This is a genomic window from Streptomyces sp. NPDC005962, assembly GCF_040629205.1.
Classification (GTDB): Bacteria; Actinomycetota; Actinomycetes; order Streptomycetales; family Streptomycetaceae; genus Streptomyces.
Genome location: NZ_JBEXVE010000026.1, coordinates 14,177 through 25,678, shown reverse-complemented (window position 1 = coordinate 25,678; position 11,502 = coordinate 14,177). Strand labels below are relative to the sequence as shown.

12 protein-coding genes and 1 pseudogene are annotated in these 11,502 nt (G+C 73.2%); 6 read left to right on the top strand and 7 right to left on the bottom strand.

The window, feature by feature from the left end:
• The first annotated feature begins 36 nt into the window (after window positions 1–36).
• A complete protein-coding gene (locus ABZ370_RS32785) occupies window positions 37–315 on the top strand; it encodes a hypothetical protein (protein ID WP_358628213.1) in 279 nt (92 codons plus the stop codon).
• The gene (locus tag ABZ370_RS32780; protein ID WP_358628211.1) at window positions 312–707 is read left to right on the top strand and encodes a type II toxin-antitoxin system VapC family toxin; all 396 of its coding nucleotides are present in this window, start codon (window positions 312–314) and stop codon (window positions 705–707) included. Before ABZ370_RS32785 ends, ABZ370_RS32780 begins: the two co-directional genes overlap by 4 nt.
• A 302-nt stretch (window positions 708–1,009) precedes the next feature.
• Here the strand turns inward: ABZ370_RS32780 and ABZ370_RS32775 are convergent, their stop codons facing one another.
• Entirely contained in the window at window positions 1,010–2,545 is a 1,536-nt protein-coding gene (locus tag ABZ370_RS32775) for a helix-turn-helix domain-containing protein (protein WP_358628208.1), read from the bottom strand.
• Between the two features lie 70 nt (window positions 2,546–2,615).
• Between ABZ370_RS32775 and ABZ370_RS32770 the strand changes: the two genes are divergently transcribed.
• Window positions 2,616–3,128 carry a hypothetical protein gene (locus tag ABZ370_RS32770; RefSeq protein WP_358628205.1) on the top strand — a complete coding sequence of 171 codons (513 nt, stop codon included), beginning with the start codon at window positions 2,616–2,618 and terminating at the stop codon, window positions 3,126–3,128.
• A 9-nt stretch (window positions 3,129–3,137) separates the two neighbouring features.
• Window positions 3,138–3,397, top strand: a pseudogene (locus ABZ370_RS32765) (DUF1330 domain-containing protein); the annotation flags it as partial.
• A gap of 22 nt (window positions 3,398–3,419) precedes the next feature.
• On the opposite strand, the gene ABZ370_RS32760 reads toward ABZ370_RS32765, so the two are convergent.
• The gene (locus tag ABZ370_RS32760; protein WP_358628202.1) at window positions 3,420–5,282 is read right to left on the bottom strand and encodes a gamma-glutamyltransferase; all 1,863 of its coding nucleotides are present in this window, start codon (window positions 5,280–5,282) and stop codon (window positions 3,420–3,422) included.
• A gap of 76 nt (window positions 5,283–5,358) precedes the next feature.
• Window positions 5,359–6,240 (bottom strand): alpha/beta hydrolase, encoded by an 882-nt coding sequence (locus tag ABZ370_RS32755; protein ID WP_358628199.1) that lies wholly within the window; start codon window positions 6,238–6,240, stop codon window positions 5,359–5,361.
• A gap of 140 nt (window positions 6,241–6,380) precedes the next feature.
• Here ABZ370_RS32755 and ABZ370_RS32750 point away from each other — a divergent pair, with 140 nt between their 5' ends.
• On the top strand, window positions 6,381–6,782 hold the full coding sequence (locus ABZ370_RS32750; protein ID WP_358628196.1) for a helix-turn-helix transcriptional regulator: 402 nt from the start codon (window positions 6,381–6,383) through the stop codon (window positions 6,780–6,782).
• Window positions 6,783–6,786: 4 nt separating this feature from the next.
• Here ABZ370_RS32750 and ABZ370_RS32745 read toward each other — a convergent pair whose 3' ends face one another.
• The 4 genes from ABZ370_RS32745 to ABZ370_RS32730 all read right to left on the bottom strand — a co-directional run bounded on the left by ABZ370_RS32745 (window position 6,787) and on the right by ABZ370_RS32730 (window position 9,931).
• Window positions 6,787–7,392: an ATP-dependent Clp protease proteolytic subunit gene (locus ABZ370_RS32745; RefSeq protein WP_358628194.1), complete on the bottom strand. Its 606-nt coding sequence runs from the start codon at window positions 7,390–7,392 to the stop codon at window positions 6,787–6,789.
• Between the two features lie 4 nt (window positions 7,393–7,396).
• Window positions 7,397–8,038, bottom strand: a complete 642-nt coding sequence (locus ABZ370_RS32740; protein ID WP_358628191.1) for an ATP-dependent Clp protease proteolytic subunit — start codon at window positions 8,036–8,038, stop codon at window positions 7,397–7,399.
• Between the two features lie 157 nt (window positions 8,039–8,195).
• Window positions 8,196–9,020, bottom strand: coding sequence for an endo alpha-1,4 polygalactosaminidase (locus tag ABZ370_RS32735; RefSeq protein WP_358628188.1), 825 nt, complete (start codon window positions 9,018–9,020; stop codon window positions 8,196–8,198).
• 17 nt (window positions 9,021–9,037) lie between these two features.
• Complete coding sequence (locus tag ABZ370_RS32730) at window positions 9,038–9,931, bottom strand: phosphorothioated DNA-binding restriction endonuclease (protein WP_358628185.1); 894 nt, start codon at window positions 9,929–9,931, stop codon at window positions 9,038–9,040.
• A 326-nt stretch (window positions 9,932–10,257) separates the two neighbouring features.
• Between ABZ370_RS32730 and ABZ370_RS32725 the strand changes: the two genes are divergently transcribed.
• The gene (locus tag ABZ370_RS32725; protein WP_358628183.1) at window positions 10,258–11,478 is read left to right on the top strand and encodes a transposase; all 1,221 of its coding nucleotides are present in this window, start codon (window positions 10,258–10,260) and stop codon (window positions 11,476–11,478) included.
• Window positions 11,479–11,502 lie beyond the last annotated feature (24 nt).

The following is an 11,502-nucleotide window of genomic DNA, read 5'->3' as shown; positions in this document are numbered from 1 at the left end:
TTGCCCGTGGAGCCACCGTGCATGGAAAATGCATGCATGGTGGCTCTGCAGATTAGAGACGTGCCGGACGAGGTGCGCGACATACTGGCCGACCGGGCGCGTCAGCTCGGCCAGTCGCTCCAGGGATACCTCCTGGAACTGGTCAAGAGCGAGGCGGAACGGGCGGGCAACGTCGCGCTGCTGCAGCGGTTCGAGGACCGCGACGATGGTGCCGCGAGCACCATGGCGGACACCGTGCGCGAGCGGGACGCGGAGCGTGCCGTGCGTGATACCCAGCTCGGTCCCGCCCCGGACGGCCCGGGGGCGGCCACGTGATCATCGTGGACGCGAGCGTGCTCACCGAGGCGCTCACGGGGGACGGGGCCGCCGGTAAGTCGGCCCGCGCGCGTCTCGCACAGGACCCGCACTGGGCCGCGCCCAGCCATCTCGTCGTGGAGACCTTCCACGCCGTACGCGGCCGGTTCCTCGGCGGGAAGATCAGCCCGGCCCGTGCCGAGGACGCCGTGGCGGCCCTGACGGGAGCGTCGATCGAGGCGATCGGCGTCCAGCCGCTGCTCATACGGATGTGGGAACTGCGCGGCAACGTCTCCGGCTACGACGCCGCGTACATCGCCGCCGCCGAGGCGTACCGGGCGCCGCTGATCACCGGCGACGCCCGGCTGAGCCGCTGCACCGTGGCGCGCTGCGCGATCGAGGTGATCGGCTGAGGGGCCGGACCGCCCCGGGACAGGGCCGGGACGCCACGCGGCACCCCCGTGGTCGCGTGGCGTCCGGCCCCGGATCGGAGGAGGCCGGGGAGGCCGCGGCGGTGGGTGGCCCGACGGGCCGGGCCGGATCGCGGGACCGGCGCGGGGGAGGGAGGCAGGACGGGCTCCGGAGCGGCCGCCGGGCTCACCGAGGACAGTAGGCGCGGGCGGCCGGGGCGGCGAGGAACGAACTGCACAGTGACCGCGCCACCCGGTTGCCGTTCGAACGGTGACCGCTCACCGGTGACCGGTGAGCGGGCGGCTCACAGGTCGCCCAGCGCCCGCATCGCCAGCCACAGTTCGTGCTTCGCGCTCGGCGCGCTCAGCAGCGACCGCCCGAGCGCGTCCTCGGCCCTGGACAGCCGCTTGCGCGCACCGGGCAGCGAGATCCCGAGGGCGGAGGCGGCCGCGGGCAGCCGCGCGTCGGCGCGCAGCCAGGCCCGTACCGTCTCGGGACCGGCCGTCAGCTTCGCCTGCTCCAGCGGCCGCAGCTGGGCCCGCGCCCAGAGCGCGGCGGTGGGCACGGACAGCAGACCGTCGAGGGTGGCCGGGTGCCCGGCCGGGGCCGTGCCGCGCGGCGCCTGGTGCAGCCGCAGCGCGAGCCACGCGGCCGACTGGGCGGCCAGGCTGTGGCTGACGTCCGCACCGAGCAGGCCGTCGAGGTGGCGCACCCGCGCGGCCAGCGTATTGCGGTGGATCTTGAGGTGGCGGCTGGCCGCGCTGCCGAAGCTGAGCCAGGAGCCGAGGGTGCCGAGCAGCTCCGCCGGGCCGGGGTCGGCGCGGCGGGTCGGCGCGTACTCCAGACACGGCGCCAGCAGCCCGCTCGCCCAGGCGTGCCCCTCCGGGCTGGCCAGCACCGTCACATCGCTGTGCCCGCCGAAACCGGCGGAGCGCTGCGGGGCGTTACGGGCCACCGCCAGGGCGTGGAACGCCTGCTCGTAGCCGACCGGGGTGTCCCGTAGCGCGATCTCCGCGCTCACCCCGACCCGGCACTGAGGCTCCTGCCGGGTGATCAGCCGGTCCAGCGGCTCGCCGTCCGGCGCGACCGGCTCCCCCCGGGACGGGACCAGCGAGATGAGGTGGTTGGGCCGCACCGGACACGGCACGACCCACGCCCGGCCGCGCACCGCGTCATGAATGCGCTCCGCGATCTCGCGCCGCCGGTCGACGGGGCACTCGATCACATACACCTGGAGCACGGCGGGCAGCGCCGGGCGCAGCGCGGCGGCGATCCGCTGCGCCGCGGGCAGGCTGCCGACCATGAGCAGATGCAGCACCGCCTCCCGGCTGTGCGCCTCGGCCGACTCGACGCGGCGGCGCGCCCGTTCGGCCTCCTCGGCCCGCCAGCACAGGCCCAGGGTGCGGGAGGCGTCGGCGAGCAGCACCTCGCAGCGCGGCGCGGAGGGCGCGACGACGGCCAGATACGGCGCCGGGGCCCGGGGTTCCGCGGGCCCGAGCGCGACCAGCGAGACCAGGTGGACGGGGCGCGCCCCGCCCCCGCCGAGCACCCCGGACGGTGCGCCGCGGCGGTGCAGCGCGACGGCCGCCTCGGCGGCGAGCCGCCGCAGCGACGCGGGCGGCGGCGGGTCGTCCGCCGTGGCCAGCACGGACCCGTCGGTGCCGACGAGCAGGGCAGGGCCCCCGGTGCGCCGGGTGAGCCAGCCGAGCATGGCCCGCACCGCCCCGCGCCGGGCGGAGAGCCGGGCGAGGGCGAGTATGTCGTCGGCGCGTCCGGCTCGCGCGTCGGAGGGCTGGGAGGGCTGGGAGGGCTGGGAAGGCTCGGGGGGCGGAACTGCCATGAAACCGCACCTTAGTGCCCCTGGTCCGGCGCGGGTGAGGCCCATTTCGGCGGCCGCTACCCTTCGTACGGTGTCCGCCGTCATAGCCGCCATGATCACCGCCGTCGTCGGTGTCCTCGGCACGCTCCTCGCGCCCCTGCTGCACCAGCGGTTGACGGTGCGTCAGCGCGCGGAGGCGGCCCTGACCGAGGACCGCCGCCGCCGTTTCGAGGAGCGCCGGGCCGCCTACACCGCCATGAACCGCGCCTCCCGGCAGTTCCACACCCTCCTCAAGGACGCGCTGCACCGCATCCGCGACGGCGTCTACAACGACGACGACCGCGACCGCCTGGAGGAGGCCCGGCGCGACTACCGGGACCGCTACGCCGAGGCCCAGATGATCGTCCCCGAGGCGGTCCTCACCGCGTCCCGCGACCTGAACACGGTCCTCGCCGGAATCGACGCGATGGCCAAGCGCATCGACCGCGGCCTGGAACGCGAGGGCGAGACCGCCGCGGTCGCCCTGCTCCAACTGAAGGACGCCGAACCCCGCCTGTCGACGATGCGCCGGATCATGCGCGAGGACCTGGGCCTCACGGACTGAGGACCTGCCGGCCGCTTCGTCGTCCACGGGGGCGCGTTGGAGGTGGCCGAGGGGGAGTGGCCGGCAGCGCGGTTGTGATCGAGTTCCCGGACATGGAGCAGGGGCGGGCCTGGTACGCGTCGCCCGCGTACCAGGACATCCTGCCGCTGCGGACGGACCACATCGAGGGGGATGTGATCCTCGTGGAGGGCGTGGGCCCGGACTACGACCCGGTCCAACGCGCCGACAAGCTCCGCACGGAGGACCCCCACGGGTACGGCGCGGACTAACAGCGCGGACCAACGGCGCGGGTCAGCGGCCCGTCGCGTAGCCCTGGGCGCCGCGGGGGTTGGCGGCGGCCAGGAGTACGCCCGTCTCCGGGTCGCGGCCCACCGCGCACAGCCGTCCCTCCGACCATGGCCCGCCCACCACCACGTCGTGGCCGCGCCGCCGCAGTTCCGCCACCGCCGTCTCGCCGATCCGTGACTCCACGACCACCCGGCCCGCCGTCATCGTGCGGGGGTGGAAGGAGCCGGGGAAGCTCTCCTGGTGCCAGTTGGGGGCGTCGATCGCGCCCTGGAGGTCGAGCCCGGAGCGTACGGGGCCGCGCAGCGCGACGTTCAGGAAGAAGTGCAGGCTCCACTGGTCCTGCTGGTCGCCGCCCGGGGTGCCGAAGGCGAGGACCGGGGTGTCGCCGCGCAGCGCGAGCGAGGGGGTGAGGGTGGTGCGCGGGCGGCGGCCGGGGGTCAGGGAGTTCGGCAGGCCGGGGTCGAGCCAGGCCATCTGGAGCCGGGTGCCGAGCGGGAAGCCGAGCGCGGGGATGACGGGGTTGGACTGGAGCCAGCCGCCGCTGGGGGTGGCGGCGACCATGTTGCCCCAGCGGTCGACGACGTCGAGGTGGCAGGTGTCGCCTCGCGTCACACCGTCCCCGCCGACGGTCGGTTCCCCGCCGACGGGCGGTTCCCCGCCCACGGTCGGCGCGCCGCCCACGGTCGGTTCCCCGCCGCCGGGCGTGGCGGACGGTCCGGCGGCCCCGGACGCCGCGCGGGCGGCGGCGGCCAGCGCCTGCTTGCTCAGCCGGGGTTCGCGGCCTCCGGGGTGCCCCGGGCGCAGCGCGTACGAGGCGTCCTCGCCCACCAGCGCCCGCCGCCCCTCCGCGTACGGGCGGGAGAGCAGATCGGCGAGCGGTACGTCCGAGGCGTCCCCGTACCAGGCCTCGCGGTCGGCCATGGCCAGCTTGCTGCCCTCGATGAGGGTGTGCAGCAGGCCGGGCGTGCCCAGGTCGGCGGCGGTCAGGCCGTCCGGCAGCAGGGCGAGTTGCTGGAGGAAGACCGGGCCCTGGCTCCAGGGGCCGGGCTTGCACACGGTCCAGCCGTTCCAGGTGTACCGGACGGGGTCCTCGTACGTGGCGGCGAACCCGGCGAGGTCGTCGCCGGTGAGCGTGCCCGCGTGGCGTTCGCCGGAGGAGTCCAGGGCGGGCCGGGCCGCCGCGGCGGCCAGCTCCTCGGCGATGAAGCCCTCGCGCCACACCCGGCGGGCCGCGTCGATCTGCGCCTCCCGCCCCGGACCGGCCGCCTCCGCCTCGGCGACGAGCCGCCGCCAGGTGGCGGCCAGGGCGGGGTTGGTGAGCAGCCGCCCGGGGACGGGCGACCGGCCGCCCGGCAGATACAGCTCGGCGGAGGACGTCCACTCCGTCTCGAACAGCTCCCGCACGGTCTCGACCGTCTCGCCGACCCGCTCGACCGCGGGATGTCCGTGCTCGGCGTAGCCGATCGCGTACCGCAGCACGTCGGCGAGGTGCCGCGTTCCGTGGTCGCGCAGCAGCAGCATCCAGGCGTCGAACGCGCCGGGGACGGCCGCGGCCAGCGGGCCCGTGCCGGGCACCAGGTCGAGGCCGAGCCCGGTGTAGTGGTCGATGCCGGCCCCGGCGGGCGCCGGGCCCTGCCCGCACAGCACGGTGGGCGGGGAACCCGCCGGGGCGAGGATGACCGGCACCTCCCCGGCGGGCCCGTTGAGGTGCGGCTCGACGACGTGCAGCACGAACCCGGCGGCGACGGCCGCGTCGAACGCGTTGCCACCGTCCTCCAGGACGGCCATGGCGGACTGCGAGGCGAGCCAGTGCGTGGACGACACCATGCCGTACGTGCCCTGGAGGGTGGGCCGGGTGGTGAACATGCAGCTCCCTGAGGGTGGCGGCCGAGACGCGGCCCAGCATCGCGCAGGACCCGCGGACCGGTCCACGGTGCGATGCTCAGGACACCTTGAGGGTGTGCGCCAGGATCGCGTCGGCGAGCGGGTCCAGCACCCGGCGGGGCAGGGCGTGGCCCATGCCCGGGATCTCCACGAGCCGGGCGCCGCCGATGACCTGGGCCAGATGCCGCGCGTGCGGCAGTGGGAACACCGGGTCGGCGGTGGGCGATACGACGAGGGTGGGCACCTCGTTCGCGGCGAGGGCCTCGGTGCGCACCAGCCCCGACTGATCGGCGCGGGCATGCGCGCCGGAGGCGTCGTAACGCCCGGTGTGCTCGATGATCCGGCGCTCCAGCTCCCGGAACCAGTCGGCGTCGAAGGGGATCTCGTCCCCGCCCAGCAGCTTCCAGTGCCGGACGCGGCGGTCGAGTTCGGCCTCCAGTCCGTGGTCCTCCACCGGCCGCGCCCACTCCTCCAGAATCCGCGGGTCCACCCCGGGCAGCTCCTCGACGGGGATGCTGGTCCCGTCGGGCGCGACGTAGGGGGTGGTGCTGCACGCGCTGGTGCCCAGGAGCGTGGCGCTCAGCACCCGCTCGGGGTGATCGGAGAGGACGATCTGGGCGAGCAGTCCGCCCAGCGACATCCCGACGAGATGCGCCCGCCCGACCCCCAGCCCGTCCAGCACCGCGACCACGTCCTCGGCCAGGTCGGCGATCCGGTAGGGGTCCTTGTCGTACGACCACGTGGAGCGGCCGGTGTCGCGGTGGTCGTAGCGGATGACGCGGTGGCGCTCGGCCAGCGCGTCCACCAGCTCCTCGGGCCACCCCAGCCCGGAGGCCTGGGCACCCATGATCAGCAGCAGCGCCGGAGCGCCCTCGGGCCCCCGCTGCTCGGTCCAGAGCCGCACACCGGGGGCGGCTTCGACGTAGGCGGTGTGGTGCATGGGGTGGTCCTCTCGACGCGACGGATTCACCGGAACGAGACGTATCGTCTCGCTACGGGGTGCGCGCCGTCAAGGGCTTTTTCGCCGCAGGCAGAGCGGAGTTGGCTGACGGGCGGGCGGGGCGCTTCTACCCTGAGGGGATGAGCAGCCACGCGCCGAACCCAGCCCGCGTCATCCCCCTGCGCCCCGTCCCCACCGGCCGGGAACCCCTCTGGCGGGACGTCGTCGGGGACGTGCTGCGGCGGGAGCGGCGGGCGCAGCGGCGGACGCTCAAGGACGTCGCCGACGCGGCGCGGATCTCGATGCCGTACCTCTCCGAGCTGGAGCGGGGCCGCAAGGAGGCTTCGTCGGAAGTCCTCGCGGCCGCCGCTCGCGCCCTCGGGCTGGGGCTGGCCGATCTGCTCGCGCTGGCCCAGGCCGAGATCATCCGGCTGACGGGGGCGAGGTCGGCGGTCCGGGCGGTCAGCTCCGGCGCCGCCGCCTCCCCGCAGGCGCGGCTCAACTCCCACCAGGGCGAGGCCCGGCTGCGGCTCGCCGCCTGAGGCGTCAGGCGGCGTGGACCAGCCGCCGGGACAGCACCTCGTCGGCCAGCCCGTACGTCACCGCCTCCGCCGCCGTGAACACCTTGTCGCGGTCCATGTCCGCGCGCAGCGTCGCCACGTCGTGCGGGGTGTGACGGGACAGTACCTCCTCGACCTGGGAGCGGATGCGCAGCATCTCCTTGGCCTGGAGGCTGAGGTCCGACACCGTGCCGCGCGCCCCGCCGGTCGCGGGCTGGCCCAGCAGGACCCGGGAGTGTTCGAGGACGAAGCGCCGCCCGGGATCGCCCCCGGCGAGCAGCACCGCCGCCGTCGAGGCCGCCTGGCCGACGCAGAACGTCGAGATCGGCGCGGTCACGAACGTCATCGTGTCGTAGATCGCCATGAGCGAGGTGTACGAGCCGCCCGGCGAGTTGATGTAGATCGCGATCTCCTGCTCCGGGCCGGACGACTCCAGGTGGAGGAGCTGTGCGATGACGACGTTGGCGACGCCGTCGTCGATCTCCGTGCCCAGGAAGATGATGCGCTCCGACAGCAGCCGGCTGTAGATGTCGTACGCGCGCTCGCCCTGCGTGGTGCGTTCGACGACGGTCGGAATCGTGTACTGGCTCATGTCCTCAGATCCCCATCCGTCGTCGCGGGGCGCCCGGCCGCACATCGCTCAGCGACTCCACGATGTGGTCGACCATCCCGTACTCCTTCGCCTGCCCGGCGGTGAACCACCGGTCCCGGTCGCCGTCGCGGGAGATCGTCTCCTCGCTCTGGCCGGTGTGCTCGGCGGTGATGCGCTCGATGGCCTTCTTGGTGAACTCCAGGTTCTCGGCCTGGATCGCGATGTCGGCGGTCGTCCCGCCGATGCCCGCCGACGGCTGGTGCATCATGATCCGCGCGTTGGGCAGCGCGTGCCGCTTGCCCGCCGTCCCGACCGTGAGCAGGAACTGCCCCATGCTCGCGGCGAACCCCATGGCGAGGGTCGCGACGTCGTTGGGGATCAGCCGCATCGTGTCGTAGATCGCCAGCCCGGCCGTCACCGAGCCGCCCGGGCTGTTGATGTAGAGGCTGATGTCGGTCCGCGGGTCCTCCGCCGACAGCAGGAGCAGCTGGGCGCAGACCCGGTTCGCGGAGACCTCGTCGACCTGTGTGCCGAGGAAGACGATGCGCTGGGTGAGGAGTTGCGCGGCCAGGTGGTCGTCGAAGCGCGAGGGCGGCGTATCGCCCTCCTCGGCGCGCGGGCTGTGGAGGGAAAGGGGTGCTCGCATCGGGCCTCCCGTGGTGACCGTGGTGACCCGCGGCGGCCTTCGCCGCGGTCACTTCACTGTCGGCCCGAGGGCGCCGCCGGGACAGGTTTCTCTGCCCGTGGCAGATGTGCTGTCAGCAGAGGAGCCGTCAGCAGAGCGCCCCCGGCAGAGGGCGCCCTCAGCAGACCTCGCGGACGTAGCCGTCGTCATCCGGAGTGGAGACGTCCACGTCGCGCCGTACGACGGACAGCCGGTCGCCGAAGCCGTCGCACGCCTTCGCCATCCCCTTGTCCTCGTACTCGACGACCACCACCCGGTCCTGGTACGCCTTCGCGAACTCCCCGCACTCGTCGTACCGGCCGCACTCCTCGACGACCGCGAAGTCCAGCCCCGTCTTCGCGCGGCGCGCGGCGAGCGGCCCGGTGTTCTTCTGCGCGATCGCGAGCCCCAGTTCGTGGGCGCGCTTCGACAGCAGGGACACATACGCCGTGGCCTGGTCGGCGGTCAGCAGGTCGGGCCAGCGGGTGAAGGTGTCGAGGTTGTCGGGCTCGACGGCGTCGAACCCCTTGTCGGCGCAACTCTCGAACCACGCCCCGACCCTCTCGGCCGCCTCCTCGCGCTTCGCCGCCGTGGTGATGTCGAGCACCGACTCCCCGTCCCACTCGGGGTCGCCCACGACCTCGCCCTTCGTGTCGTGCAGCAGCAGACGGGACGGCCACTTCTCGTCCGGCTGGGTCTGAAAGGCGTTGACGTAACAGACGTTGTACAGGCCGGGCGCCGGATCGTCCGCGCGGTCACGGGCCACGATCTCGACGCCCTTGGGCGGCGGGTAGGCGCCTCCGATCTGGTAGTCCCAATCGGCGCCGACCGGCGGCAACTTCACGTCAGGCGCTTCCGCGCCCTTCGCGGCGGACGCACCGCACGCGGGCAGCGCCGCGACGGCCAGGACGGCGAGAGTTAACGCGACGGCGGGCCGCGTACGTGCGGTGGGGGAGTGGCGCATGGGAACGATTCTCCCCCTCAAGCCACCCGCGCCTTGCCACGGAAGACCTGCTCCGTATGCCAGTCGACGTTCTCCGCGGCGACCGGCGCGCTGCCGCCCTGCGGCCCGATGAGCGAACGGTCCACCAGGTCGAGCACCTGCGTCCGGGCCGCCGCACCGCGGCCGACGAACTCCCGGGAGACGATGATGCGCCGGCCGCCGTCCAGCCCCAGCACCCCTCTGTCGAACAGCTTGTGGTGCAGGGAGCACAAGCACAGCGCGTTGGAGAGGTCGTCCGCGCCCCGGAACGCCCACCACCGCACGTGCGCGGCCTCCAGCCCCACCGGCACCCGGCCGATCGCCCCGTCGAACCCGCAGAACGCGCACCGGTACTCGTAGGCGACCAGCACCTGCCGCCGCAGCTCGGCCGCGCGCCGCCGGTCGCGCGCCGTCACGGTCGTCCGCACCGCGCCGTCCGCCGACTCCAGGCCGAGCCCGACGGCGGCGGCGATGTCGGGGTGGAGCGAGGGCGGAAAGTGGGTGTCCAGGAGTACGTGCGCCAGCCGTCCGAGCAGCTCCGGCTCCCTGGACAGCGCGGACCGCAGCCCCGCCACCAGCCGCCCCTCCGCGCCGCTCGCCCGCAACTCCCCGACCCTCGCGCCGGGGCTGGAGCCCCCGTCGTCCGTGCGCACCTCCCACACCCCGTCATTGGTGAGGTGGTGGAAGGGATACGAGGGCGAGGTGTCGCGGGGCGGTCCGTAGTCGCGCAGCAGATCCTTCAGGTCCCGCTCGATGTCCGAGTAGCGGAGCGCCTGGTCGGGGCCCTGCTGGAACCGCCCCAGGGCGTACAGCATCAGCAGCGGCTTGTGCGGTGCGCGCACCCCGTTGTTCGTCCACTGCCGCAGATTGCCGACCCGTTCGAACCAGTCCATGCCACGGACTGTAGGACCGGCGGTCCGCCGGATACCAAACGGAATTCCGCCCCATCACCTGTTTCTTGCGAGGAGGCCCCGGCATTCACGCCGGGGAGGAATCGCATCCGGGTGTCGCGATGCGGAGTGTCGCCGCATCCGGTTCAGGGCGCGGAACGCTCGTATTGCTGTCGGTATCGCCGAGATAATGCGAACACGTGTGCCTTTGTTCGCTGGTCGGGGTGGCGGCCGTGGGATCTGGGGATGTGTGTGCTGCTGTCGTACGTATGGTCCTTCAGAGGGTTCGGGACGGCATGTCGTCCTGGCCGGGGCTGTGAGGGGGCGGGATGGCACACGTGGGGATGGCTGCGGAGGGTGGGCATGCCCGGTACACCTACCGGCTGCGCGTGTCGTCCACCGCTCGCACCGGTCTGGTGGCGGAGTGGGGCCGGTGCCGGTGGGTGTGGAACGAATGTGTCGCAAAGTCTCAGGCCGTTTACCTGCACAACAAGTCCACCGGTCAGAAGGCCACGTGCGGCCCGGCTCAGCTCGACAGGATGCTGACCGAAGCCAGGCAGGCGATGCCATGGCTGCGTGAGGGCTCCTCGGTTCCTCAGCAGCAGATCATCCGTGACTTCGGCCGTTCCCGCGCCAAGGCGCATAAGGACATCCGCGCCGGCCTGCCCGTGGCGCGCCGGGCCGGGATGCCGAAGTGGAAATCCAGGCGCGAGGCACTGCCGAGCCTCAACTACACCCGGCGCGGGTTCCGGTTGAAGGATGGCCGGTTGCACCTGGCGGGCAGCATCGTCGTGGTGGTGGTGTGGTCGCGGGAACTGCCCAGTGAGCCGTCCTCGGTGCGTGTGTACCGGGACAGCCTCGGGCACTGGTACTGCTCCTTCGTTGTGCCCGCCCAGGTACAGCCCATGCGGGAGACGGGTCGCGTACTCGGTGTCGACTGGGGTGTGAGGGAGACCGCGACCACCACGTCCGACGCGTACGACCTGCCGCACGCCGGGTACGGCAGGAAGGCCCAGGCGAAGCTGACCCGGTACGACCGGATGATGGCCCGCCGCAGGCCGAAGAAGGGGCAACCGGCGTCGAAGGGCTACCGCGAGGCGAAGAAACTGCGGGCGAGGGCGTACAAGAAGGCCGCCAGGCAGCGCGAGGACAGGGGCTGTAAGTGGGCCAAGAAGGTTGTCCGCGACCACGACGCTATCGCTGTCGAGGACTTCCGTCCGAAGTTCCTTTCCAGGACCACCATGGCCCGCAAGGCCGCTGATGCCGCCATCGGCGCCACCAAGGCCGCTCTGGTGGTGATGGGCCGCAAGCATGGGCGGGACATCCGCCTTGTACACCCCGCGTACACCACGATGGACTGCGCGCACTGCGATGCGAGAGCCAAGCATCGCCTGCCGCTGGGTGAACGCACCTACACCTGCGCCATGTGCGGAACCGTGTCCCCACGGGACAAGAACTCCGCACGCGTGATGCTCGTCCGGGCTGGTCTCAACCCGGCTGGTGCTGATGGCGGAAGACCTCCTGGAGCGCTGCTCCAGGAGGCGGCCTGAGCCAGGAATCCCCTCCCTCCAGGG